We start from the raw sequence: 24,426 nt of genomic DNA, 5'->3' as shown, positions 1-24,426 counted from the left end.
GGTCAAAGTTCCTCTCGGGCCTTGCGAATCAGGTCAAGGGATGCAGCTCTGGTCAGCGCTTCCACCTGCAACCGATCGTAGGCCCTTTCCCATGCCCTGACAGTCCTGTCTTCCCGCACTACATAGCCGTGATCCGCAGATTCCGTGTAGCCGACCACAGAACGGTCGGCAAACGTCAGCAAAGTGACGAAGGAACGGAATGGGGCGTGCTCAGCCAAGCCGAACGGGGCCACCTGAAAGATCACATAGGGCTTGGACGCCATGTCAGCCAGGTGATCAAGCTGCGCGCGCATTGTCGCAGCGCCGCCCACCGGGCGACGGACACCGCTCTCGTCTATCACCGCGTGGATGACCGGCGGCTCGGCACGCTTGAGAAGCCGCTGTCGCGCGACGAGGAACTTCACTCGCTCCTCAGCCTGGTCCGGCGTACTGCTCCCTCGCTGCACCGCTGCCGCTTCGATCGCGGACGCGTAGGCCTTGGTCTGGAAGAGCCCAGGGATGAGGTTCGGTTCGTAAATCCTGATCTCAGACGCACGGGTCTCTTGTGCAGCATGCTCGGGGAAGCCCTCCAGGAACCCCTTGCGCCTCATCCCGACCCACATCAGTTCAAGCGTCTGGCCCGTCCCAAGCGCCTTGTCGGCCGCCCTGACGAAGTCACGACTGGTGGATTTACGGCCTGTTTCCACAGCCGAGATGTAGCTGTCCGAGTACCCCATGGCTGCGGCCAGATCCTCCTGGATCCAGCGCACCGCCTCACGTGAGCTGCGAAGTAGTGCACCGAAGGACTCGCGGGGGGATGACGTTGGATCAAGCTCCTTGCGGTTCACAGCTCACATCCAATTCCACTTGAGGCGCAGACAAGTTGAACGGTTCCCGAGCTTAGCGGACAGTAGACACCCCTGGTAGTCGCAGTGCTACAGAGAGGAGCGGACCTTGAACAGCCCCAAGCCCCCGCAGACCTTGCACGCCCCCGAAGTTGAGGTCATCGAACGCCTCCAGGTGGTGATCTACCTCTCCAAGACCACCTCCGCCTTCCCCGAACTGGAGATGCGGAGCTGCGAGGAGTACGCCCTGACCTTCGGCTGGGACGTCTCCCTGACCGTCGTGGACGACGACATGGAGACACCCCCGGACCGCCGCCCGAAGCTCCAAGTCGCCCTGCAGCGCCTCAAGGACAAGCAGGCCGGCGCGATCCTCGTCCCGAGCAGGGCGACGATCTCGCCCATCGACGGCGAGTACGACGAGTTCGCCCGGCAGGTCGAGAAGGCCGGCGGCTTCCTCCAGGTGGCCCCCCGGTGACCAGCCGATACGGGATCGTCCCCGCCGACGCCCCCAATGGCGCCTCGTACCCGGTGTGGGTCATCCGAGACCACGAGACCGGCCACCTGGTGAAGGCCCTCCCGCCGCGCCCCGAGCCGCTGCGCTTCTACTCCTACGACCGGGCGCAGATCTGGGTGCGCAAGAATGAAAAGCCCGCGCCGGCCAAGGAGGTCACATGACGACCACCGAGCCGGGCAGCAGGAACGTGCCTGGTTCGACATCCAGCTCGCCCGGCTGCTGGACAACAGCAGCTGAACGGCCACACCCGCGCACCATCCGCCACGCGCCGCGGAGACGCCGGGATGCGGACACTGCCAGAAGAACGTATGAGATGACGTATGACCCGCCACGCCCATGACGCCGAACAACCCGCCACCGGCAGCACCGCCCGCGACCACCTGGCCAACGAGCGGACCTACCTGGCCTGGCTCCGTACCGGCATCAGCGTGGCAGCCCTCGGTGTGGCGGTCGCGAAGTTCGCCCCGCACCCAGGCGCCCACGCCGTGGCGGCCGGCCTCATCCTGCTCGTCGCCGGCCTGCTCGTCACCGCCTACGGAACCATCCGCTACCGCTCCGTCGCGCGACAGCTGAACGCCGGCGTGTTCGCACCCGTGAGCTTCGGCGCCATCACCACCGCCGGCGTGGTGACCGTCCTCGCCCTGATCGCCGTCCTGGTCCTGATCTGACGAAGACGCTGGGCTGTCGAGCGCAGTCCGGGATGGATCATGCTGCCTCGACCGCCCGTTCAGAACTGCGCGTCGCTTTCCAACGGACCATGACGTGGATGGAGTCCACTCCCTCAGGCAAGACAGAGATCGCACAGGCGGCCATGCAGCGTATGCGCCGGAGAGCCGAAGAGCTCACCCACCGCGAACACCCCCTCCTCTCCCGGCCCCTTGACGGCCGGCTTCCCAATGGGCCTCAGATCTTCTATCGGTATGCGATACGTGCCGCATTTCCACCTGACTGGACTCATGGTTCACACCCTTGGACATGTCCGAAATGACAGCCTTAAGAGCTCTCGTTACGTTCATCGCAGGTCGGTCGCCCGACCGGCGTCCGTGAGACAGAGAGAAGTGACATGCGCACGCGTACATTAGCTGTGGCCGCTGCCGGAATAGGCGCAACGGTCCTTGCAGCCACCGGCATCACCTACGCCTCGACCCCCGGATCCACCCTGGCGCCCCCGCCCGTCCAGCCAGCGGCCCAGCCTGTCGAGCTGGTGGCCCCGCCCGTCCAACCAGCCGCCCAACCTGTCCAGCCGGTGGCCCCGCCTGTCCAACAAGCCGCCCCGGCCGCGGTCACCTCGGGCGGCGGCAGCGCAAGCGGAGAGAAGCACGAGGACCGCGGACGCGAAGGCGGCGGACGCGAAGGCGGCGGACATGAGGACCGCGGACGCGAAGGCGGCGGACGCGAAGGCGGCGGACATGAGGACCGCGGACGCGAAGGCGGCGGACGCGAAGGCGGCGGACATGAGGACCGCGGACGCGAAGGCGGCGGACGCGAGGACCGCGGACGCGAAGGCGGCGGACGCGAAGGCGGCGGACACGAGGACCGCGGGCGCGAGGGCGGACGCGAAGGCCGCGGACACGAGGGCGGACGCGAACACGGCGGACGCGGCCACGGCCACAGGGAGGGAAGGATCTTCGTCAACGAACGTACGTACTCCGCCCACACCGAGGGCTGCATCACTGTGGCCAGCGGACTGGGCGCCACCAGTTTCAACATCTTCAACGACAGCTGGAAGACTGTCGAGGTCTTCCGCGGCTTCAACTGCGACAACGGCGGTCCGGTCGCCACCGTGGGCCCCCGCAGCGCCACCAACGGCGTTGTGACCCATCGCGGCCACGAAGGCTCGTTCGATTTCGATTGCGATGCCGTCGTGGGCAGCTTCCGGGTGATCCGCCACTTCGACGAGTGGTGACAGCGCCGCCCGGAGCACGGGAACGATCCCGGCCCGCCGGAATCGGGCCGACGCGTTGATCTTCGCTACGACCGTGCGGCATCGGTTGTTGCCACGCTTGCGCCGGCACGTCTGCCGTCACGACAGCGCGGACCGGCTCCCGGCCCCCGCTCACAAGACCGCGAGCGGATTGAGCCGGGGAGCCGGTGGCGCGGTGATGTTCAGGGGCGCGCGGCGACGAAGCGGAACTCCCATCGCGCGGTGCGCGCGCACGCCTCGGCCGGCGGTTCCAGGTCCAGGTTTCTGATCGGCCTTCACCCGGTGAAGGCCGACCGGCCCGAGATGCCCTGCCTCAGACCCAGGAGAGGGGCATCTCGTGCTCCGATCCCCCGTCAACGCCGCCCGGCGCCGTGTCTGACCTGGACGACCGTCAGAATGGCGCCATGAGGATGATCCACACCCTGGCCGGCGTACTGCTGCTCCTGCTCGTCATCGGCAGCATCCTGCGCACGCTGGTCGTCCCGCGCGGCCTGTACTCGGCCCTGGCGCACCGGCTCTGGCGGCTGCTGCGGACGATCCTGCGGCTGTCCGCGGCGCCGATCGGCGGCTACCGCGCCCAGGACCGGGCGCTGACCTGGCTGGCGCCGCTGATCCTGCTCGGGATGCTCGGGGTATGGCTCAGCGGCATGCTGCTCGCGTACACCCTGCTCCTGCACGGCACCTCGGACCTCTCCTGGTCGGTGTCCTTCCGCGAGGCCGGGTCCAGCCTCTTCACCCTCGGCTTCGCCAGCGGCGAGCGGCTCCACCTGTCCGTGATCGACTTCCTGGCCGCCGCCAGCGGCCCGCTGGTGATCGCGCTCCAGATCGCCTACCTGCCCACCCTCTACGCCGCCTACCAGCGACGCGAGACCGAGGTGACCCTCCTCCAGTCCCGGGCCGGCGAACCCGCCTGGGGCCCCGAACTGCTCGCCCGCCAGTCCCTCGTCGACACCGAGACGGCCCTTCCCTCGCTCTACCAGGACTGGGAGCGGCTGGCCGCCGACATCGGCGAGAGTCACTCCAACTACCCGGTGCTGCTGTCCTTCCGCTCCCCGCAGCCCAACCGCAGCTGGGTGGTGGGCCTGATCGCGGTGATGGACGCCGCCGCCCTCCACCTCGCCCTCTGCCCCCGCTCGGCCCCGCCCGAGGCCCGGCTGGTGCTGCGCGCCGGCTTCACTGCGATGCGCGACATCGCGCGCTCGCTGCGCGTCGACTTCGACCCGGACCCCGCGCCGGAGACCGCGATCCGGCTGACCTACGCCGAGTACGACGGCGCCGTCGCGATGATCACCGCCGCCGGCTTCCCCCGCGAACGCGCGGTCGAGGACGCCTGGCCGCACTTCCACGGCTGGCGGGTCAACTACGAGGCCCTCGCCTACGAACTCGCCCGCCGCAGCGACGCCGTCCCCGCCCTCTGGACCGGCCCACGCGACTTCCACGCCCCCGTCATCCCCCCGGCCCGCCCCACCGACCGCCGCCCGGGCCCGTCCCGCCCAACCCTGCCGCCGACCTGACCCGCTACGGTCGGCAGGCCCGGATCATCGCGACCAGCGGCGGCGCGTCGGGGTTCGGCTGGACCTCGTTGACGGCCTCGTACCCCCACGCCTCGTACAGCGCGAGCACTTTGCCGTCCCCGGCCGCCGGATTCACCATCAGCGTGATGCGTTCCTCCGCGCGGCCGCCGGCCAGTTCCTCGTGAATGCTCCGGGCGATACCCGTCCCACGCCAGGGGATACGGACGCCGAGCTCTTTGAGGGCGAAAGTGGGATCGGCCGTCACCTCCGGCGTCATCGGTTTGGCCATCCGCGTCCACCAGCGGTCGCCGGACTCGATCGTGTTGCCGTACGCGTACCCGACCGGCTCCCCCCGGTCGTACCCGACGACGGCCTCGAACCCCGGCTCGCCACCATGCCGGTCCAGGCGTTCGGCGAACGTCTGGACGGCGTAGTTGGGCATGTGCAACAGCGGTGCCCGAACGTCCGCGTACAGGTCGAGCAGCGTCCGGCGCACGGATGCGGTCAGCTCGTGGTGCTGGCGCAGAACGATCTCCGTCACGCGGTCGCGCTCTCGGGCGAAGTCACTTCCCGAACCATCACGGCATAGCGCGGCGAGTCGGCGAACGGCTGCCGGAGGCCCACCTGCCGGTATCCCCAGGACTCGTAGAGCGCCTGCACCTTCGGGTGGTCCGGGTTGACCAGCAGGACTGCGAGCGCCTCGGACCGGTCCGTGATCAGGGCGAGGTGCAGTCGCTCGGCCGTGCCCGTCTTGCGCCAGCGAGGGCGAACCATCAGCTCCGACACACCGAACGTGCTGGACAGCTCCGGCACCGGGTCAAGATGCTCCCGCCACCACTCCCTGCCTTCCACCAGCGGCGCGCCATAGGCGTACCCGACCGCCTCTCCCTCGTCGTAACCGACCACGCAGCTGAATCCTGGCATTCCGCTCCAGTGATCCACGAACCAGGCGAACCGCTGGATGAACGGGTCATCCATACGGTCCGCATAGACGTCCGCATGCACGTCGAGCAGCAGTTGACGGAAGCCCTCGGGCAGTTCTCCGTGGTGGTAGTGCCGCAGGTCGATCAAGATCGGCTCCATTCGGTCCGGAACTGGTCCGCCCACTCTCGCGCAGCGGGTGCGTTCCCCGGAAGGGTCAGCAACTCTCGATGGAAATCACCGAGCCGAGTGCGCAGCCGGCCCGGAATCGGCGCACCGGACATCAGTGTGAAGACCCTGCCCGCCGTACTGGTGGCCAGCTCGACGTCTCCCTGGTGTAGTTGGGCGAACGCAAGGCTCACGGTCGCAAGCGCCCTGTTGCGCCTGAACTGGTCCGGCAGCAGCGCGAGAGCTTGGTGCGATGCCGCCTCGGCTGCCTCCGCGTCCCCGAGCCGGTCGCGAATAACGGCGGTCAGCGCGTGCAGCTCCGCAGGGCCGTAGAACGCGATCCAGGACGGACGAGGCATCTCCCGGGCGCGGCCCATCGCATCGCTGGCCAGCCCAATTGACCGGAGCGCCGCCTGTCTGTCATTCAGGTGCGCCTGTTCGATCGCCGTTCGGGCGTGGGCGAGGGAGGAAAGCATCGGGTCACGGCGCGTGATCCCGACCGCCTGCGCGGCCTTTCCGGCGGCGACGGCTTCGGTGTACTCGTGCCGCTGATGGGCCAGCATCGCAACCAGGTTCCACACGCGGAACTGCGCGTCTGGGTCCTTGGCAAGGCCGGCCAGCCTCATAAAGGTGTCCAGATGCTGCTGAGCACGGTCCAACTCGCGGGCGTCGATGCACGACCACGCGGCGACACCGTTGAACTCGGCAGCGAGGCCGAACATCCGACACCGGACGCGTTCGCTGGCGCTGCCGTTCTGCTGGAGGTCGAGCACCCGACCGGCCCCCATGAGTGCGGCGCGCTCCAACTCTGCATGCCCACCCCGGCGGTTATCCAGAGCGCGAAGCGCTTCCAGGTCTTCGCGCAGCCTCAGGACGTCGGACGCACCGATCGTTGTCCGGGTGGAAAAGACCGGGACGGCCGCCGCTATTGCCGCAGTTGGCCCGGAGGTTATGAAAGTTCGCCGTTGCACCTGCTCCTCCGCTGGCGACGCGGGGCATGCCGCGCCCCGTCGAACGAAACCGAGGGCTTCGGCCTTGCAACCGAAGACCGCCTCCAGTGCAGCACGTTGCTTGACATGTGGCCACCGTGTCTTCCCAGTCAGCCAATCGCGCACGGTGCGCTCGCAGCAGGTCCCGTATCGACCGCTGACGGTTTCGATGTGGTCGTTCACCCGGTGGGCCAACTCGACCTGGGTGATCTCCAGTTCGAGCATTCTCCGGCGAAGAGCAGCGTTGCCCGGCATGAACGCACCGTAACTCACCAGTCACCCTCAGCGCAGGCGCGGGGGGTAAACCCGTTCCCAAAACCACCGGTCGCTCGTGAACCGACAACCCTGAATTCCGCCTCTCCCACCACACCCTGACGGTCGTTGACTGGATGCAACCGCCCGGGAGGCCGCGTCTGCGAGGCCGTCGGGAAGGAACCGGGCGGTTTGCCGGTGCCCGTCTTCGGCCGGCCGAAGACGGGCACCGAACTCCCTCGCCCTGGGCCACCTGAAGGAGCCGCGCCATGCCGCCGACACCCCACCGCCCCGAAACGGCCGTCGTATACATCTGCACGGACGATGCCCCGGTCGGCCTCGCGCTCTGTGCCGACTGGTGCAGGGACCTCGTCACGGCGGCCGGCCTGGCGGTCGCCCACGTGGTTGCCGAGCCCGATCCGCGCACGGCTGTCGCGGATCGGGCGGGCTGGCGGCAGGTGGTCGAGTGGGCCGCATCGGGGCAGGTCGGGTCGGTCATCACCATGAACCGCCGGATGGTCGCGAACTCCCCGCACGAGTGGGCCCACCTGACTGCGGAGCTCCACGCCCTGGGCGTGGAGCTCCGCACCCTCACTTCCCTCTCGGCACCCCGCGCCGATGCCGCGTGAACGGCGGACAGCGTGGCCTGGTCCACCGCATCGCGCTCAACGCGTCTTCCCCTTGTCCGAACACACGGTTGGCGTGTGTCGGACCAGCCCGGGACGCCCTGCGTTCCGTAGCCGAGAGCTGGGGAATCACGGGAGGGGCCTCTCACGACCTCCTCACCGTCGCCTACGAGCTGATGGTCAACGCCATCCGTCACACCCCACCCGGCCGCCTCCAGGCTTCCCTTCGCCTCGCCCCCGATGGCCGCCGGCTCACGGTCGAGGTCCGAGACCTGAGCCGCCACTTGCCCCGCATCCCTGACAACGCATTCGGCGACGACGAGGACGAGTCCGGCCGGGGCCTGCTCATGGTGGCGGCCCTGGCCGAGCAGTGGGGCGCGACCCTCACGGCCGACGGCAAGAGCGTGTGGGCGCGGATCACCCTTCCGGTCGCGATTCCCGTCCCTGCGCTCGCCAGAGCCACCCACCGAGCCCTCGTCGTCGCGGATGTGGTCCGCGCCGCCCGTACTCGGGCATGGGAACCGTGCCCCAGGAGCTCAGACCTCCACCGGGCCGGCGGAGTCCAGGGAGCGCTCGGCAGCGGCCAGGATCTCGACCACGCGCAGGCCGAAGTCGGCGTTGCAGGGGTGCGGTTCGCCGGTCCGGGCGGATTCGCGGAGGGCGTCCAGGGCGCGGTGCAGAGCCGCGATCGGGCCCTCGCCGCGCTCGGGGAGGTGGGCGACGCCGTGCTCGCCGCGGATCTCCATGCCGGTGCCGCCGCTCGCGACGGGGGCGGTCAGGCTGAGCGCCAGCGTGCTGGACGCGCCGCCCGCGTGCCGCAGCACCAGGTGGACGGTGTCGAGCGGGCCCGCCACCGCCGTCACCTGCGTCGCGTCGCCGAGCACCGGCAGCAGCACGGACAGCGCGTGCGGGCCGACGTCCCACAGCGCGCCCTTCTCCTGCCGCCACGGCGAGGCCGCGTACGGGCTGCCGCTGCCGGGCGCGAACACCGAGCCGAGCCAGTCCGAGCGGCCGGTGAACCAGCCGCCCAGCGCCGCCTGCCGCTCGATCCACGGGATCTGGTCGCCGCCGAAGCGGACGGTGAAGAACACCACCGAGGCGACCTTGTGCTCCCGCACGGCCGAAGCCACCCGGCGCGCGTCCGGGACGGTCAGGGCCACCGGCTTGTCGAGCAGCAGGTGGCAGCCGGCCTCGGCGGCGCGCAGCGCGAGATCGGCCTGGACGGTCGGCGGCAGCGCGATCGAGACCGCGTCCACCTCGGCGAGCAGCTTGTCCAGGTCCGCGTACCCGGGGACCCCGTACGCTCCGCCGAGGTCGACGGCCGCCTCGGGGCGCCGGCCCCAGACTCCGACGAACTCCAGCCCGGGGTGCTCGGCGAGCACGGGCGCGTGCACCCGCTCCGCCCAGGGGCCGGTGCCCAGCAGTCCGATCCGCACGGGTTCCTCCAACTTCCTTGTGTCTCAGCTCTGCACGCGGGCCAGCGTGAACCCGTCGTAGCCCTTGCTGCCGACGGTCTGCACCGACGTCGCGGTGACCCGTGGCTCGGCCGCGATCACGTCGTGCAGCTTACGGGTGGCGACCACCGCCGGGTCGGTGCTGTCGGCGTCCGCAACGGCCCCGCCGCGCACCACGTTGTCGACGATGATCAGCGAGCCCGGCCGGGTCAGCTTCAGCGCCCAGCCGAAGTACTCGGGGTTGCTCACCTTGTCCGCGTCGATGAAGACCAGGTCGAACGGCTCCACGTCCGCCGCCGCCAGCGCGGCCAGCGAGTCGGCGGCGCGGCCGAGCCGTACCTCGGCGACCTTGTCCAGCCCGGCGTGCGCCAGGTTCTCCCGGGCGACCTCGGCGTGCTTCGGGTCGATCTCCAGGGTGATCAGCGTGCCGTCCGCCGGCAGCGCGCGGGCCAGCCAGATCGCGCTGTAGCCGCCGAGCGTGCCGACCTCCAGGATCCGCCGGGCGCCCTGGGCCAGCGCGAGCAGGTGCAGCAGCTTGCCCTGGTTCGGCGCAACGGCGATGTGCGGCAGGCCCGCCGCGTCGGCAGCGGCGGCCGCGGCCTCCAGCGCGGGGTCGTGCCCGACCAGCTTCTCGGAGAAGTACGCGTCCACAGCATCCCAGGTCGGCTGCGTCATCGGGGCCTCCAGTGCGGTGCATGATCAACGGTTGCCCGCCGATGCTACTCCGCGACCCCGCCGGCGCAGCCGACCTGCCGTCAGTCGGCGACGGGAGTCTTGACCGAGGCTTCAGCCGCCTCCGCGGCCTCGTGCGCGGCGTGCGCCTTCGCGGCGCGGCGCTTCATGATCCAGGCCGAGGCGCCGCCGACCACGAGGGCGGCGAGCAGCCCGGCCCACGAGAACCGGGACAGCCACGGCTCGATGCTCTTGCCGACCTTGTACACCAGCAGCGTCGTACCGCCGGCCCAGATGACGCCGCCGAGCACGTTCGCGATCAGGAACTTCCAGTACGGCATCTTCAGCGCGCCCGCCAGCGGCCCGGCGAAGATGCGCAGCAGCGCGATGAACCGGCCGAAGAAGACCGCCCACATGCCCCACTTCTGGAACGACCGCTCGGCGGTCGCCAGATGCGACGGTCCGAAGTGCTTCGGGAACTTCCGTCCGAGCTTCTCGAACAGCGGCTTGCCGCCCTTGCGCCCGATCGAGTAGCCGATCGAGTCACCGATGATCGCGCCGAGGATCGCCACCGCCGCGACGCCGACCGGGCTCACCACGCCCTTGACCGACATCAGCGCCGCCGTCACCAGCGCGATCTCGCCGGGCAGCGGGATGCCCAGCGACTCGAGCCCGATGATCAAGCCGACCAGGGCGTACACCGCGCCCGGGGGGACGCTCTCGATCCAGGCGTCGATGTGCAAGGCCAGTACCTCCGTGGCAGGACGGGACGGGCGCAGCCCTCAGCGGCACGCCCGTCCCGGGCAGTCGTTCGATGCGGCCGACCAGGCCGCTTTCCCCGAAAGGCAGCCTAACGCGCCGGGCGGATCCGATCCCCCCGCCGATCGCCTGGTCCGCACCTGGCCTTACGACGTACGGCGTCCGGCCATGGTTCCGGTACGGCCCGCCGGACCTCCCGTTTCGGCGAAGCGCAGTGCGACCACGGACGGCCGGGCGTTCACATGGGCCGCGAGCGGCAGCAGCGCCCGGACGAGACCGCGGCCGCCCTCGGGGTACACCTCGCGGATCCCGGTGACCGCCGGGTGGGCGGTGGCCAGCTTGCCGCGCTCGTCCGCGTTCATGCCGAACGGCATGGGCGGTGCCTGGTAGTGCCGGTCGCGCAGCTTCCCCCGCACGGCCCGGGCGCTGAACCAGCGCGGCACCGCGTCGAGCACGAACGAAGCACCGGGGAAGCGCTCGGCGCAGGCCGCGATCAGCGTGCGGACCTCGGCGGGCCGTAGGTACATCAGCAGCCCCTGGGTGCTGATCAGCACCCCCTGGGCCGGGTCCACCTCGTCCATCCAGCGCGGGTCGGTGGCCGAGCAGGGGAAGATACGGCGCCGGTCGTCGGGCGGCAGCAGGCGCTCGCGCAGCGCGGCGGCCTCCGGCAGGTCCACGGACAGCCAGCGGGCGCGGCCGTTGTCGACCCGCCAGGCCTGCGTCTCCAGCCCCTCGCCGAGGCAGACGACCGTGCCGCGCGGGTGGCGGGCCAGGAAGTCGGCCACCTCCCGGTCGAAGCAGCCCGCCCGCAGCGCCTGCAGCTGCGCGGCCAGCGCGCCGTGCCCGAACCGCTCCTCGAAGGGGAAGTCGATCCGCCCGACCAGCTCGACGGCCTTCGGATCGTGCAGGACGGTGTCCGGCCGCCGCGCCTCCACCGCCCGGTGCCACAGCGTCCACAGCGCCGTCTCGGGCACCTCTCCCAGCTCCGGCCGCTCCCCACCGCTCATCGCTCACTCCCTCGGACGTGCTCCGCGCTCCGGCATGAACCCGCCGATTCTGACACCCCGGGCGCACGGCGGGCGGAGCCGACGCGCGGGCCCGGCCGGCTGCTCAACGTCCCCCTCCGTCCCACGCCTCAGCCGACGCTGAACGCGCCGTCCGGAGGCGGCGGGGAGTCGGTGGCGTCGGCGTCCGTGACCGGGGGCGTCCGGCCGACGAGCGCCGCCAGGTCCGCGCCCTCGGTGAGGCGGGCCGGGAAGATGTCGGCGGCCAGCAGTCGGGTGAGCTCCGCGACGGGCAGCGGGGCGGTCGAGCCGGCCAGCAGGATGTTGCCGTACCGGCGACCGCGCAGCACCGGCGCCTCGGCGATCAGGCAGACCTCCGGGAAGACCGCCCGCAGCGTCGCCGCCTGCGCCCGGGCGAAGGCCAGCGGCGGCCCGTCGGCGAGGTTGGCGGCGTAGCAGCCGCCGGGGCGCAGCGCGGCGGCGGCCAGGCGCACGAACTCCACCGAGGTGAGGTGCGCGGGGGTGCGTGAGCCGTGGAAGACGTCGGCGATCACCAGGTCCAGCGAGCCGCCTGGCTCCTCGGCCAGGGCCGCCCGGGCGTCCCCGACCGTCGCGGTGATGTCCACGCCGGGCCCCTGCCAGGGCAGGTGCTCCTCGACCAGGGCGAGCAGCGGCCCGTCCACCTCGGCCACCCGCTGGCGCGAGCCCGGGCGGGTGGCGGCGACGTAGCGGGGCAGGGTGAGCGCCCCGCCGCCGAGGTGCAGCACGTCGAGCGGCCGGCCCGCGGGGGCGAGCGCGTCGGCGAGGTGGCCGAGGCGGCGGGTGTACTCGAACTCCAGGTGGGTCGGGTCGGCGAGGTCGACGTACGACTGGGGGGTGCCGTCCAGGGTGAGCAGCCAGCCGCCGTCGCGGTCGATGTCGGGCATCAGCTTGGCGAAGCCGAGGTCGGTGGCCCGGCCGACCGGCACCGGCTCGTCCGTCACGCGTGCTCCCCGACGGCGCTGACGTCCTCCCCGACGGCGCTGACGTCCTCCCCGACGACGCTGACGTCCACGTACGCGCCGAGCCAGCGGTCCAGTTCGGCGAAGACCTGGGCCCGCGCGGCCTCGCCGGAGAGGACGAGGTCGTGCATGCCGCCCTTGATCCGGACGATGGTGACGTGCCGGCCCAGCCGCGGGCCCTGCGCCGCGATGTCGTCGGCGCGCAGCACGGCGTCGGCGTGGTGCAGCGCGTTGTGCCACTTGGTGGTGGAGATCGAGGCGGTGGACGCCATCAGCAGCACCGGCACGTCGATGCCGAGCCCGCGCCGGACCTGCCGGTGCCCCTGGTGGATGGCCGAGAGCCAGCCCGCGAACAGCGGGAAGCCCTCGGGGGACTTGAGCGTCAGGTCGAAGTCCCACTCCCCCTTGTGGTCCTTGTGCAGGCTGTGCGTGTAGTGCGGGTTCAGCCCGGACGGCAGCACTCGTGTGGGCGCGAGCCGTCCGATCGCCGTGACGGCGGGCCCGCCCATCACCCGCACTGCGGGCCCGGCCGGCATCGACAGGAACGGACTGTTCAGGAACAGCCCGTCGATCAGCCCGCTCCCCCGGTGCCGCCCGGCCCACAGCGCCCCCACGAGCCCGCCCGTGGAGTGCCCGTTCAGCAGCACCTGCCGGTGCCCGTCCACCTCGCGGACGATCCGCACCGCCTCGTCGATCTCCTCGTCGTACTCGGCGAGGTCGCGGACGAAGTTCGGCGACTGGTGCGGGCGCAGCGACCGCCCGTACTTGCGCAGGTCGAGCGCGTAGAAGGAGTAGCCGAGCCCGGCGAAGTGGTCCGCGAGGTTGGTCTGGAAGAAGTAGTCGTTGTACCCGTGGATGTACAGCACGGCCTTCTCGGACCCGGGCACCACCCGCCGCACCAGCGTCGCGCAGACCTCGCCCTCCTCGTCCGGCCGCAGCGCCAGCTCGACCGCCTCGTAGGGCGCACCCAGGACGTCTTCCCGAAACTCCATAGCTCCGCCGCACCCATCCCGTACTCGGCCCGCCGCAGCAGGTCTCCACCGTTCCAGGGCCCCGACGATACCGGCCGGTAGCCCGCGGCCGCGCGTCGGCGGACGACCCCCACGCACTCCCCGTACGCCTGCTGTGCGCCGGTGGGTCTGTGGAACGCTACGCGGACACATGTCACTCCCCGTATCCACAAGGTGAGTTGAGGAGTCCGCGATGTCGCAGACGCATGGCCGGCAGGCAGAGCACACCGATCCGTCGCTGTATCGTTCGGCCGCCGAGGCGATGGCCGCGCCGCCGGAGCGGCTGGCGTACGTCGCGGGGTTCGACCGGGCGGGGCGGCAGCCGGATGCGCTGCTGACGGTGGACACCGATCCGGGGTCGGCGAGCTACGGGAAGGTCCTGAACTTCGCCGAACTGCCGACCCTGGGCGACGAGTTGCACCACTTCGGCTGGAACGCGTGCTCCAGTGCACTCGCGCACGCCTGCCACGAGAACCCCGAGCGGCGGTATCTGCTGCTGCCGGGCTTGCGGTCGTCGCGGCTGCATGTGATGGACACACGGCCCGATCCGGTGCGGCCGCGGCTGGTGAAGACCGTCGAGGCGGAGGAGTTGGCGGCCAAGGCGGGGTACTCGCGGCCGCACACGTTGCACTGCGGGCCGGACGGGGTGTTCCTGTCGTGCCTCGGAGCCGGGGACGGGTCGGACGGGCCGGGCGGGGTGGCGCTGCTCGACCACACCACGTTCGACGTGCGGCGGGCCTGGGAGACCGAGCGCGGGCCGCAGCACTTCGCGTACGACGTGTGGTGGCACCTGGGGACGAACGTGGGCGTGACCAGCGAGTGGGGTTCGCCGTGGATGGTCGAGGACGGGGTGGTGCCGGACCTGCTGCTGGGGCGCAAGTACGGACACGCGCTGCACTTCTGGGAGCTGGACTCGGGGCGGCACCTGCAGCGGATCGACCTCGGCGACCAGTACCAGATGGTGCTGGAGCTGCGCCCGGCGCACGACCCGCAGGCGGAGTGGGGGTTCGTGGGCGTGGTGGCCAACGTCGAGGACCTGTCGTCCTCCGTCTGGCTCTGGTACCGGGACGGGCCGGCGTTCACCGCGCGCAAGGTGATCGAGATCCCGGCCGATCCGGCCAAGGCCGAGGAACTGCCGCCCGCGCTCCAGCCGTTCGGGGCGGTGCCGCCGCTGGTCACCGACATCAACCTGTCGGTGGACGACCGCTGGCTGTACGTCTCCGCGTGGGGCACCGGCGAGCTGTTCCAGTACGACGTGTCGGACCCCTTCCACCCCCGCCTGGCGAGCTCGGTCCGGCTCGGCGGGGTGGCCGCCCGCACCCCGCACCCGGCCGCGCCCGAGCGTCCGCTGAGCGGGGCGCCGCAGATGGTCGAGATCAGCCGGGACGGGCGGCGGCTCTACCTCACCAACTCGCTGTACGGCGCCTGGGACGACCAGTTCTACCCGGACGGCATCGAACCGTGGATGGTCAAGCTGGACGCCGACACCGAGGCGGGCGGGCTGACCGTGGACCAGCGGTTCTTCCCGCACGGCGCGGACTTCCGGGGTCTGCGGGTGCACCAGACGCATCTCGCGGGCGGCGACGCGTCGTCGGACTCCTACTGCTACCGGTAGCAGCGCTACCGGGACGGCTCCGACGGCCTACCCCGGTCGGTGGCAACCGACTCCTCGGCGGCGGACCGATCGGCCGCGTCGGCGAGGAACTCGGTCGCGGCCCAACTCGCCAGCAGGCGCAGGGACTCGGCCGAGGTGGAGCCCGGTTCGGCGTGGTAGGCGACGAGGACCTGGTCGAGGTCCCCGGCCGGGCGGAGGGTCTCGTACTGGAGGCTGAGGCGGCCGACCACCGGGTGGCGCAGCTCCTTGGTGCCGTGCCCCTTGTCCTGGATGCCGTGCGCGGCCCAGAGGCGGCGGAAGTCCGCGCTCTTGACGGAGAGTTCGCCGATCAGGGAGGCCAGCTTCGGGTCGTCGGGGTCGCGCCCGGCGTCCAGGCGCAGCATGCCGACGACGTCGCTGGCCTTGCCCTCCCAGTTCTCGTACAGCTCGCGGGCAGCCGGATCGAGGAAGACGTGCCAGGCGATGTTGCGCTGCTCGGGCGGCATCGCGCCGAAGTCACCGAGCAGGGCGGTGCCGAGCCGGTTCCAGCCGATGATGTCCAGCCTCCGGCCGAGGACGTACGCGGGCACGCCCTCCATCGCGTCCAGCAGCTGCTGGAGCGCCGGGCGGACCTGCTGGACCCGGGCGGTGGCGCGGCCGGGGCGGCGGCGGGCGGGCTTGGTGAGGCGGCCCAGGTGGTCGCGTTCGGCCGGGCCGAGCCGCAGCGCGCGGGCGATCGCGTCCAGGACGGCGGCGGAGACGTTCTCGCCGTGGCCCTGTTCGAGCCGGGTGTAGTAGGCGGTGCTGACCCCCGCGAGCTGGGCCAGCTCCTCGCGGCGCAGGCCGGGCACCCGGCGGCGGGTGCCGTGGTCGGGCAGGCCCACGTCCTCGGGCCGCAGCCGGGCGCGGCGGGATCGGAGGAACTCGCTGAGTTCGGTGCGCTGGTCCATGCCTGCAGTATGCAAGCGATCGGCGGGCCGGGGGCGCGGGAAGGTGATACTGCCGTGCGTAGGTTCCGCGCTCCTACGTCCCGGTTCCGTACGCCCGGGTTTCGTACGTTGATCCATGGTCTGGTTGGCCCCTTCGGCCCGGCGCAGTCTTGAGGACATGACGAACACGGGCATCACGAACGACACGACGGACGCCGGCACCACCCGCACGGTCGCCGCCTACGCGGCGCTCACCCCGAACTCCCCGCTGCAGAAGACCACCGTTCCGCGCCGGGCGGTCGGCGAGCACGACATCCTGATCGACATCAAGTTCGCCGGCATCTGCCACTCGGACATCCACCAGGTCGGCGAGGACTGGGGCACCGGCATCTTCCCGATGGTGCCGGGCCACGAGATCGCCGGCGTGGTGAGCGAGGTCGGCCCCGGCGTCACGAAGTGGAAGGTCGGGGACCGGGTCGGGGTCGGCTGCTTCGTGGACTCCTGCCGGGAGTGCGACAACTGCCGGGCCGGCCTCCAGCAGTACTGCACTGGTGACGGCGGCACCACCTTCACCTACAACAGCGTCGGCCGCGACGGCCAGCCCACCTACGGCGGCTACGCCAAGGAGCTCGTCGTCGACGAGGGGTACGCGCTGCGCATCCCCGACAGCCTGCCGCTCGACGCCGCCGCGCCGCTGCTGTGCGCCGGCATCACCCTGTACTCGCCGCTCACCCACTGGGGCGCGGGCCCGGGCAAGAAGGTCGCGATCGTCGGCCTCGGCGGCCTCGGCCACATGGGCGTCAAGATCGCCCACGCCAAGGGCGCGGAGGTCACCGTGCTCAGCCAGTCGCTGCGCAAGCGCGAGGACGGGCTGAAGCTGGGCGCCGACCACTACCGGGCCACCTCGGACCCGGCCACCTTCACCGAGCTGGCCGGCACCCTCGACCTGATCGTCAACACCGTCTCGGCCGACCTCGACCTGAGCACCTACCTCGGGCTGCTGCGCGTCGACGGCACGATGGTCCAGGTCGGCGCGCCGGAGAAGCCGGTCACGGTGAACGCGCACGCGCTGCTCACCGGCCGCCGCTCGCTGGCCGGCTCGATGATCGGCGGGCTGCCGGAGACCCAGGAGATGCTGGACTTCTGCGGCGAGCACGGCATCACCGCGGAGATCGAGCTGATCCGCGCCGACCAGATCAACGAGGCGTACGAGCGGGTGCTGGCGAGCGACGTCCGGTACCGGTTCGTGATCGACGCCGCGACGATCTGATCCCGGTCGGGTCACGACGCGCGACGCCCACCCTCGGTGCTCTCCCGACACCGAGAGTGGGCGTCCTCGTCACACCCCGGCCGGACCCGCCGCGCGGCCGCGCGCCGCCCGCTGTTCCGCCTTGCGCTGCTCGCGCCGCGCCCGGCCGCGCCGCAGGGGCTGGTCGGGCTGCCACCCGAAGGTGACGCAGGCGCCGATCACGCCGAGTAGCATCCCGAACAGAAAGCCGCCCAGGTTGGACGTCAGCCAGCTGGCCAGCGAGGCGAGCACGGCCGTGATCGAGTAGAACAGCCGCTGCGCCGGGTTGAAGATGATCAGCACACCGCAGAGCACCATCACCGCCGGGACGAGGTAGCCGGCCATCCCCTGCATCCCGATGTGCAGGACGACCGGCAGCGGCGCCCGCAGGGTGAAGAGGATCTCGGCGCCCCCGAGCGTCACCAGCAGACCGCCCCAGAACGGCCGCTGCCCCCGCCAGTCGCGCTTGACCGGACGGGCGTACGCGACGGCTGCCGCGGCCCCCGTGGTCGGTGCGGACGCGGAGGCGGGCGCGGGCTCGGGCCCGACGGTCGCCGCGGCGGGGGTGGGGGCCGTCCCCTCGGCCTCTCCCCCGCCGGAGCCGGCCGGGCCGGCCGGCTCGGCGCGCGGCGGTGTGGGCTCCGCCATCAGCAGCCCTTCGAGCTGAAGCTCAGCTTCAGGTGCGGCAGCTTGAACTTGGCCGCGGTGCTTGCGTAGTTGTGCTGGTTCACGTGCACCATGTCGACGGTGTCGGCCTGCTGGCCGAAGACACCCGGCTTCCCCTGGACCCCGGCCTTGGTGTACTCGCTGGCGTCCCCGCCGATCTCGATGTTGGTGAACGAGGCGTCACCGGAGAGCAGGTCGGAGTCGGTGGTGAGGTTCTCCGCGGTGACCGGCGTGCCGGCGTCACCCGCGTGGATGACCAGGTTGACACCGCCGAGGTCGACGCTCTGGCAGAGGTTGGTGATCTCGGCCGTCTTGATCGCCGACACCGCGACCAGCACCTGGCCACCGGTGTGCCCCTGGTTGGGGCTGTTCTTGATCATGTGGTCGAGACTGCCGAACTGCTCGAAGCCGTCGCCCTTGAGCCGGTCGGCGGTGATCGTGAACGGCATGCCGGAGATGGAGAACTGCGCGGCGAGCACGCCCTGCGCGGTGAGCGTCATCAGCACGCCGCCCGCGATGACGGCCGGGACGGCCATCAGGGCGGTGCGCTTCAGGCGGACGCGTCCTCTACCGGGCCCGGCCGGTGTGTCGGGTGCCTCCGCCGCGGCGGCGGCGTCCTCGGACATGGCCATGTGTGCTCCCTCAGGGTGGGTTGGGATGGGCAGGCACTGGCACGTTGCCCTGGCGCGGACAGCGTTCCACGGCCCGGCCGGTCGGCCACCCCTCGGCAGCGGGGCGGGATCGGTCGGACCGCGGGTGGAGTAACCGTGAAGCTACTGCCCGGTATTCACCGGGTCAATATGGGTGCACGAAAGATCTTCACCAATGCGGCAGAGATCTTGACCAATCGTCAAATCCTGATCTGTTCAACGGAATTCAGCCCTCCGCACGCCCGCGAGGCCCCAGCCGCCGGACCGCCTCGACCGGCCCGAGGAAGGGCGCGAGACAGAAGAGGCTCAACACCGTGAGCAGTTCCGGCAGTTCGTCCGTCCGGCCGGAGTCCACCCGCCGGTAGACGGCGCTGTAGACGCCGCCCACCACGGCGTCCACCACAGCCTCCACCAGTACACCGCCCGGGAGTTGCGGCACCTCGGCGAAGAACGCCCGGAACTTCTTGAGGAGTTGATCTCGCTCCCGCCGCCCGGCCGGGCCGACCGCCTCGATCTCGATCACCGCCATGGTCGCGAACGCCGGTACGCCGGCCAGCAGCTGGAGCATCGCGTCGAGCGCCTGCCGGATGCCGGCGCACCAGTCCGGCTCGGCCGCGAAGGCCGTCGCCATCCGCCGGATCACCACCCCGGTGCCGTGCCGGTGAGCAGCGAGGAAGGCGTCCTCCTTGCCGCTGAACAACTCGTAGAACACCGGCCTGGTCACCCCGGCGGCACGGCAGATGTCGCTCACCGTGGCGTGCTGGTAGCCGTGCTCGGCGACGGTGTGGACCAGACCGTCGAGCAGCCGCTCGCGCTGGGTCGCGGCGACCACGTCCGGGGGCAGCCGGCTGGGGCCGCGTTTGATCGAACGGGCCGGGTCGCGGCCGGTCCGCGCACCCGGCAGCAGGATCGCGTCGGCACCCCGAACGGTCTTCCGTTCCATCACCAACTCCTGTGTCCTGTCTTGACATTGATGCAACACCGGGTTTACAACACTGGCAGGTTTCCAACCGGTGGGCGACCGGCCGCCGGAGAGCCGCCAGGGGCGCTGGGGTGCCGACTACGCCACCCGGGCCCCGGGATCACGGCGGACGCACGCCCGGCGGTGGCAGCCGCCGGCCGGCACCCCACTGCACCGCGCACCTCCGCACTCCTCCGCCGCACGGGCGGGCCCGTGGCGCCGGGCCCGCCGCGCCGCGGTCCGCGGGGAACCGCACCCGCCGCGCCCCGCACCTTCCCCCGCCGTGCGCCGCATCACACCCCGCACGCGGGCAAACCCCCACCTGACTCAGCACGGAGAGGCACCCTCATGCGCATCCGCCGCACCCTCGGAACGGCAGCCATCGCCGCCCTCGCCCTCGCCGCCACCGCGGTCGGCCCCGCCCAGGCCGACGCCACCGCGGTGCTGACCACCGGCAGCCTGGGCGGCCCGGCCGCCGCCGTGGGCGACGTGCTCACCGCGAGCCTGCTGTCCGGCACCGCCGCCACCTTCTACGACGGCGCCACCAGCACGAACGGGATCAGCTGCGCCAACTCGTCGTTCTCGGCGACGGTCACCGCCAACCCGGCCGCGCCCGGCAACGCCGTCGAGCAGCTCAACACCCAGACCTTCGACTCCTGCACCTCCAACGTCCTGGGCGTCACGGGCGTCCAGAGCATCAGCGTCGACAACCTGTCCTACACCAACACCGTCGGCGACGGCGCCGGCAGCCCGGTGACCCTCTCCCCCGGCACGGCCGGCCCGATGCAGACCACGGTGGTGCTCAACACCATCCTCGGCAGCGTCAACTGCGTCTACCAGCAGGCGACCAGCATCTCCGGCACCACCGACAACACCGCCACCAGCATCGGCTTCGCCGCCCAGCCGTTCGCCCTCACCTCCGGCTCGGGCCTGTGCTTCCAGACCGGCTACTTCACGGCCACCTACGGCCCGGTCACGGACACCTCCGTGGCGGGCAGCCCGGCGATCTACGTCAACTGACGCCCCGCGCGGGCGGAGAACGTCGAGCGGCGTACGGCAACCGAAGTTGCCGTACGCCGCTCCGGCGCGCCCCGATAAACCTGCAACAGATCAAGCCAAGCAACGGCAAAGGACCGGTTCGTCGCTCTCGCCCGGTTCGTACACATCCCCGGCCGTCCCCGGCCGTCCCCGGCCGCCCCCGGCCAACCCCCGAGACAGCGAAGTGACCGGCCGGTAGGGTGCTGGCGGACGGTCAGGGCGAGCGGAAGCGGGGCCGGGATGAACGGCGACGGAACAGGGTTCTTCACCTCGGTGGCGGACGCCGCAGAGCAGTTGGCCGCGACGGGGTACCTCGCCTCCACCGCGGTGGCGACCACCGTGTTCCTCGCCGACCGGCTGGGCAAGCCGCTGCTGGTCGAGGGGCCGGCCGGGGTCGGCAAGACCGAGCTCGCCAAGGCGGTGGCCGAAATTGGTCGTGCCCGACTGGTCCGGTTGCAGTGTTATGAAGGCATCGACGAGGCCCGCGCCCTCTACGAGTGGAACCACGCCAAGCAGCTGCTGCGGATCACCGCCGGTCGCGACGAGAGCTGGGACGAGGCCCGCACCGACATCTTCGGCGAGGAGTTCCTGCTCACCCGCCCTCTCCTGACCGCGATCCGCGGCGAGGAGCCGACGGTGCTGCTGATCGACGAGATGGACAAGGCCGACGTCGAGGTGGAGGCACTGCTGCTGGAGGTGCTGAGCGACTTCCAGGTGACTGTGCCCGAGCTGGGCACCATCACGGCGAGCCGCCGCCCGTTCGTGCTGCTCACCTCCAACGCCACCCGGGAGCTGTCGGAGGCGCTGCGTCGCCGCTGCCTCTTCCTCCATCTCGACTATCCGGACGCGGAGTTGGAGCGCCGGATCGTCCGGCTGAAGGTGCCCGGTCTGGACGGGACTCTGGCCGCGTCGCTGGTCCGGGTGGTCGGCGCGCTGCGCGCGATGGAGCTGCGCAAGGCGCCGTCCGTCGCGGAGACCATCGACTGGGCGCGCACCCTGCTCGCCCTCGGCGCGGACACCCTGGACGAGGCCGTGGTCCGGGACACCCTCGGGGTGATCCTCAAGCACCAGGACGACGTGCGGAAGGCCGCCCAGAAGCTCACCGTCGCATGACGGCCGGCACCGAAGCCGAGGCCGCCGCCGGAGCCGTGGACATCGCCGCCGCCGACACCGCCGCCCGCCTCACCGGCCTGGTCCGCGCCCTGCGCGGGCACGGCCTCCGGATCGGCCCGGCCGAGACGGTGGACGCGGCAGCCGTGCTCGACGTCCTCGGCTTCGCCGACCGCGAGCAGATGCGGGCCGGGCTGGCCGCCGCGCTGCTGCGCTCGGACGGTCAGCGGACCGTCTTCGACGCCGCCTTCGACCTCTTCTTCCCGCTCGGCGTCGGCACCCCGGAAGCGGCCCGCGGCACCCGCCACCCCGAGGAGAAGCCCCGCCCCGGCCACCCCGACCCCGTCCGCGACGAGCTGCGCGAGCGCATCGCCGCCGCGCTCGCCGCCGACGACCGGGCCGCCCTGGCCGGGCTGGCCGGCGAGGCGGTGGAGGCTTTCGGCCGCTACGGCACCGGCTCCGCCCCCGGCTCGGACGGCTGGTCGGCCCACCAGACGCTCGGCCGGCTCGCCCCCGAGACGCTGCTCGCCCGGATCCTCGCCGCCCTGCGCGAACAGGACCGCGAACAGGACCCGGCCCCCGACCTGTCCGACCTCGTCCTCGCCGACGAGATCCGCCGCCGCATCCAGGACTTCCGCGCCCTGGTCGCCGGCGAGGCCCGCCGCCGGGTCGCCGAGCTGCGCGGCGCCGAGCGGATCGCCGAGCGCGCCGTCACCCCGACCGCCGACCGGATCGACTTCCTCGCCGCAGGCCGCGACCAGCTGGCCGAACTGCGCCGCACCGTCCACCCGTTGGCCCGCAAGCTGGCCACCCGCCTGGCCGCCCGGCGCCGAAAGGCGGCCCGCGGGCAGATCGACCTGCGACGCACCCTGCGCCGCTCGCTCTCCACCGGCGGCGTGCCGCTGCGCCCGGCGTACCGGCTGCGCCGCCCGGCCCGGCCCGAGCTGGTGCTGCTGTGCGACGTGTCCGGCTCGGTGGCCGGCTTCGCCGACTTCACCATGCTGCTGGTGCAGGCGATGAGCGAACAGTTCAGCAAGGTCCGGGTGTTCGCGTTCGTCAACCGCACCGCCGAGGTGACCGCCCTGCTCGCCCGCGGCGACGCCGACCCGGCCCGGCTGGCCGCGCGGATCCTCACCGACGCCAAGGTGACGGGCTACCACGGCAACAGCGACTACGGCTCCGCACTGGGCGAGTTCGCCGAGCGGCACCTGGACGCAGTGGGCCCGCGCACCAGCGTGCTGATCCTCGGCGACGCCCGGAACAATCACCGCGACCCGAACCTGGCCGCACTGCGCCGGATCGCCGGCCGGGCGCGGCGGGTCTACTGGCTCAACCCCGAGCAGCCCGCGCTCTGGCCGACCGGCGACTCCGCCGCGCTCGCCTACGCGGGCGTCGTGGAGATGCACTCCTGCCGCAACGCCCGCCGGCTGGGCGAACTGATCGCCCGCCTGCTACCGGTGTGACCCGCCCTCCAGGTGCCCGAGGAAGTCCAGCAGCGCCGCCGTGACCTCCTGCGGCCGCTCCTGCTGCGTCCAGTGGCCGGTCTCCGGCAGCCGGACGTGCCGGTAGAGGCGGGGCGTGAAGGTGTCCAGGAGGAACGTCAGCACGTCCGGCGGGACGATCGCGTTCACGAGGTCCTGCTCGCCGACCACGAACAGCGCGGGCGCCTCGATCGGCCGGCCGGCGAACGGCGCGAGCAGTTCGTTGTTCCGGTCGATGTTGCGGTACCAGTTGAGCCCGCCGGTGAACGCCCGCTCCCCGTGGGTGGCGTAGTCGGCCGCGAAGGCCTCGATGTCCGTCTCGGTGAGCCAGGCCGGCAGCCGCTCCGGCTCCGGGACGGTGTCCAGCAGCTTCCGCCCCTCGGGGATGACCCACGCGCGCGGCTCGGCGGCGGGGCTGGCGCCGCCGAAGACGCGGCGGAAGCTGGACGCCGGGTCGGCCGCGAGCTCGGCGTCGGCGCGGCCGGGCTCCTGGAAGTAGACCTGGTAGAAGCCGTCACCGAAGGCCTCTCGCGACTCCTTCAGCGGCCGCGGGCCGCTCGGCAGCGGCGGCACGCTGAGCCCGACGACGCCGCGCACGAGGTCGGGCCGGAGCGCGGCCGTGGCCCACGCGACCGGCGCGCCCCAGTCGTGGCCGACCACCACCGCCTGATCCGCGCCGAGCGCGCCGATCAGCGCCGTCACGTCCCCCACCAGGTGCAGCAGGGTGTACGCGTCCACACGCTCCGGCTGCTCGCTGCGGGCGTACCCGCGCTGGTCGGGCGCGACGACCCGGTAGCCGGCGGCGGCCAGCGGCGCGAACTGGTGCCGCCAGGAGTACCAGCTCTCCGGAAAACCATGCAGCAGCAGGACCAGCGGACCCTCGCCCTGTTCGGCGATGTGCAGCCGCACGCCGTTCACCTCGACGTGGCTGTGCTTGATCGCGTCGCTCAACTCCCGCTCCCCGGGTCGGTCCGATACGGCTGTTCGATCCGACCCTGCCCAGCCCGGCGCCCCGGGAATCCCCCGCGTGGACCATCCCGGAAAGCATCGACCGTCCCGGAAAGCATGGACCGGTCC

Annotated in this window: 26 protein-coding genes and 1 pseudogene; 12 read left to right on the top strand and 15 right to left on the bottom strand. The window is 71.7% G+C overall.

Annotation, left to right across the window (positions count from 1 at the left end; all coding sequences use genetic code 11):
- Positions 1–2: 2 nt before the first annotated feature.
- On the bottom strand, positions 3–827 hold the full coding sequence (locus KV557_RS29835) for a helix-turn-helix domain-containing protein (protein WP_218204647.1): 825 nt from the start codon (positions 825–827) through the stop codon (positions 3–5).
- Positions 828–933: 106 nt separating this feature from the next.
- On the opposite strand from KV557_RS29835, the gene KV557_RS29830 reads away from it, so the two are divergent.
- From KV557_RS29830 to KV557_RS29810, 5 genes are all read left to right on the top strand, one after another.
- On the top strand, positions 934–1,299 hold the full coding sequence (locus KV557_RS29830) for a hypothetical protein (RefSeq protein ID WP_218204646.1): 366 nt from the start codon (positions 934–936) through the stop codon (positions 1,297–1,299).
- Positions 1,296–1,499, top strand: a complete 204-nt coding sequence (locus KV557_RS29825) for a hypothetical protein (RefSeq protein ID WP_218204645.1) — start codon at positions 1,296–1,298, stop codon at positions 1,497–1,499. Before KV557_RS29830 ends, KV557_RS29825 begins: the two co-directional genes overlap by 4 nt.
- A 159-nt stretch (positions 1,500–1,658) precedes the next feature.
- Positions 1,659–2,006, top strand: coding sequence for a YidH family protein (locus tag KV557_RS29820; protein ID WP_218204644.1), 348 nt, complete (start codon positions 1,659–1,661; stop codon positions 2,004–2,006).
- Positions 2,007–2,401: 395 nt separating this feature from the next.
- Positions 2,402–3,244: a hypothetical protein gene (locus tag KV557_RS29815; protein ID WP_218204643.1), complete on the top strand. Its 843-nt coding sequence runs from the start codon at positions 2,402–2,404 to the stop codon at positions 3,242–3,244.
- 422 nt (positions 3,245–3,666) lie between these two features.
- A complete protein-coding gene (locus KV557_RS29810; protein WP_218204642.1) occupies positions 3,667–4,776 on the top strand; it encodes a hypothetical protein in 1,110 nt (369 codons plus the stop codon).
- Positions 4,777–4,780: 4 nt separating this feature from the next.
- Here KV557_RS29810 and KV557_RS29805 read toward each other — a convergent pair whose 3' ends face one another.
- From KV557_RS29805 to KV557_RS29795, 3 genes are read right to left on the bottom strand one after another with little or no spacing between them, the layout of a single operon-like run.
- Positions 4,781–5,317, bottom strand: a complete 537-nt coding sequence (locus tag KV557_RS29805; RefSeq protein ID WP_218204641.1) for a GNAT family N-acetyltransferase — start codon at positions 5,315–5,317, stop codon at positions 4,781–4,783.
- The gene (locus KV557_RS29800) at positions 5,314–5,859 is read right to left on the bottom strand and encodes a GNAT family N-acetyltransferase (protein ID WP_218204640.1); all 546 of its coding nucleotides are present in this window, start codon (positions 5,857–5,859) and stop codon (positions 5,314–5,316) included. The genes KV557_RS29805 and KV557_RS29800 overlap by 4 nt, the downstream gene beginning before the upstream one ends.
- Positions 5,844–7,109, bottom strand: a complete 1,266-nt coding sequence (locus KV557_RS29795; protein ID WP_218204639.1) for an XRE family transcriptional regulator — start codon at positions 7,107–7,109, stop codon at positions 5,844–5,846. The genes KV557_RS29800 and KV557_RS29795 overlap by 16 nt, the downstream gene beginning before the upstream one ends.
- A gap of 266 nt (positions 7,110–7,375) precedes the next feature.
- Here KV557_RS29795 and KV557_RS43180 point away from each other — a divergent pair, with 266 nt between their 5' ends.
- Together KV557_RS43180 and KV557_RS43175 are read left to right on the top strand one after the other, a co-directional pair.
- Positions 7,376–7,735, top strand: a complete 360-nt coding sequence (locus KV557_RS43180) for a hypothetical protein (RefSeq protein WP_256178139.1) — start codon at positions 7,376–7,378, stop codon at positions 7,733–7,735.
- Positions 7,645–8,148: pseudogene (locus KV557_RS43175) on the top strand (ATP-binding protein); the annotation flags it as partial. The gene KV557_RS43180 and the pseudogene KV557_RS43175, both read left to right, overlap by 91 nt.
- Before the next feature lie 120 nt (positions 8,149–8,268).
- Here the strand turns inward: KV557_RS43175 and KV557_RS29785 are convergent.
- The 6 genes from KV557_RS29785 to KV557_RS29760 all read right to left on the bottom strand — a co-directional run bounded on the left by KV557_RS29785 (position 8,269) and on the right by KV557_RS29760 (position 13,614).
- Positions 8,269–9,168, bottom strand: a complete 900-nt coding sequence (locus KV557_RS29785) for a Gfo/Idh/MocA family protein (protein WP_218204638.1) — start codon at positions 9,166–9,168, stop codon at positions 8,269–8,271.
- Positions 9,169–9,192: 24 nt separating this feature from the next.
- On the bottom strand, positions 9,193–9,861 hold the full coding sequence (locus tag KV557_RS29780; RefSeq protein WP_218204637.1) for an O-methyltransferase: 669 nt from the start codon (positions 9,859–9,861) through the stop codon (positions 9,193–9,195).
- 80 nt (positions 9,862–9,941) lie between these two features.
- Complete coding sequence (locus KV557_RS29775; protein ID WP_218204636.1) at positions 9,942–10,601, bottom strand: DedA family protein; 660 nt, start codon at positions 10,599–10,601, stop codon at positions 9,942–9,944.
- 162 nt (positions 10,602–10,763) lie between these two features.
- The gene (locus tag KV557_RS29770; RefSeq protein WP_218204635.1) at positions 10,764–11,624 is read right to left on the bottom strand and encodes a class I SAM-dependent methyltransferase; all 861 of its coding nucleotides are present in this window, start codon (positions 11,622–11,624) and stop codon (positions 10,764–10,766) included.
- A 128-nt stretch (positions 11,625–11,752) separates the two neighbouring features.
- The gene (locus tag KV557_RS29765) at positions 11,753–12,547 is read right to left on the bottom strand and encodes a spermidine synthase (RefSeq protein WP_218204668.1); all 795 of its coding nucleotides are present in this window, start codon (positions 12,545–12,547) and stop codon (positions 11,753–11,755) included.
- A gap of 53 nt (positions 12,548–12,600) precedes the next feature.
- On the bottom strand, positions 12,601–13,614 hold the full coding sequence (locus KV557_RS29760; RefSeq protein ID WP_218204634.1) for an alpha/beta hydrolase: 1,014 nt from the start codon (positions 13,612–13,614) through the stop codon (positions 12,601–12,603).
- A 211-nt stretch (positions 13,615–13,825) separates the two neighbouring features.
- Between KV557_RS29760 and KV557_RS29755 the strand changes: the two genes are divergently transcribed.
- On the top strand, positions 13,826–15,247 hold the full coding sequence (locus tag KV557_RS29755; protein ID WP_218204633.1) for a selenium-binding family protein: 1,422 nt from the start codon (positions 13,826–13,828) through the stop codon (positions 15,245–15,247).
- A 5-nt stretch (positions 15,248–15,252) separates the two neighbouring features.
- Here KV557_RS29755 and KV557_RS29750 read toward each other — a convergent pair whose 3' ends face one another.
- Positions 15,253–16,176 carry a helix-turn-helix domain-containing protein gene (locus KV557_RS29750; RefSeq protein ID WP_218204632.1) on the bottom strand — a complete coding sequence of 308 codons (924 nt, stop codon included), beginning with the start codon at positions 16,174–16,176 and terminating at the stop codon, positions 15,253–15,255.
- A gap of 157 nt (positions 16,177–16,333) precedes the next feature.
- Between KV557_RS29750 and KV557_RS29745 the strand changes: the two genes are divergently transcribed.
- Complete coding sequence (locus KV557_RS29745; RefSeq protein WP_218204631.1) at positions 16,334–17,425, top strand: NAD(P)-dependent alcohol dehydrogenase; 1,092 nt, start codon at positions 16,334–16,336, stop codon at positions 17,423–17,425.
- 69 nt (positions 17,426–17,494) lie between these two features.
- Here KV557_RS29745 and KV557_RS29740 read toward each other — a convergent pair whose 3' ends face one another.
- From KV557_RS29740 to KV557_RS29730, 3 genes are all read right to left on the bottom strand, one after another.
- Positions 17,495–18,091: a DUF6114 domain-containing protein gene (locus KV557_RS29740; protein WP_374106690.1), complete on the bottom strand. Its 597-nt coding sequence runs from the start codon at positions 18,089–18,091 to the stop codon at positions 17,495–17,497.
- Positions 18,091–18,741 carry a DUF6230 family protein gene (locus tag KV557_RS29735; protein ID WP_218204630.1) on the bottom strand — a complete coding sequence of 217 codons (651 nt, stop codon included), beginning with the start codon at positions 18,739–18,741 and terminating at the stop codon, positions 18,091–18,093. The genes KV557_RS29740 and KV557_RS29735 overlap by 1 nt, the downstream gene beginning before the upstream one ends.
- A gap of 244 nt (positions 18,742–18,985) precedes the next feature.
- Complete coding sequence (locus tag KV557_RS29730) at positions 18,986–19,702, bottom strand: TetR/AcrR family transcriptional regulator (protein WP_218204629.1); 717 nt, start codon at positions 19,700–19,702, stop codon at positions 18,986–18,988.
- Between the two features lie 366 nt (positions 19,703–20,068).
- On the opposite strand from KV557_RS29730, the gene KV557_RS29725 reads away from it, so the two are divergent.
- From KV557_RS29725 to KV557_RS29715, 3 genes are all read left to right on the top strand, one after another.
- Positions 20,069–20,740 carry a Tat pathway signal sequence domain protein gene (locus KV557_RS29725; RefSeq protein ID WP_218204628.1) on the top strand — a complete coding sequence of 224 codons (672 nt, stop codon included), beginning with the start codon at positions 20,069–20,071 and terminating at the stop codon, positions 20,738–20,740.
- A 258-nt stretch (positions 20,741–20,998) separates the two neighbouring features.
- Positions 20,999–21,871: an AAA family ATPase gene (locus tag KV557_RS29720; protein ID WP_218204627.1), complete on the top strand. Its 873-nt coding sequence runs from the start codon at positions 20,999–21,001 to the stop codon at positions 21,869–21,871.
- A complete protein-coding gene (locus KV557_RS29715) occupies positions 21,868–23,331 on the top strand; it encodes a vWA domain-containing protein (protein ID WP_218204626.1) in 1,464 nt (487 codons plus the stop codon). Before KV557_RS29720 ends, KV557_RS29715 begins: the two co-directional genes overlap by 4 nt.
- Here KV557_RS29715 and KV557_RS29710 read toward each other — a convergent pair.
- Entirely contained in the window at positions 23,320–24,300 is a 981-nt protein-coding gene (locus KV557_RS29710; RefSeq protein ID WP_218204625.1) for an alpha/beta fold hydrolase, read from the bottom strand. The two genes, KV557_RS29715 and KV557_RS29710, sit on opposite strands and share 12 nt — an antisense overlap.
- Positions 24,301–24,426: the final 126 nt, after the last annotated feature.

This window comes from Kitasatospora aureofaciens, assembly GCF_019192735.1.
GTDB classification, from domain to species: domain Bacteria; phylum Actinomycetota; class Actinomycetes; order Streptomycetales; family Streptomycetaceae; genus Kitasatospora; species Kitasatospora aureofaciens_A.
This window is presented reverse-complemented; position numbering and strand designations above follow the sequence as displayed.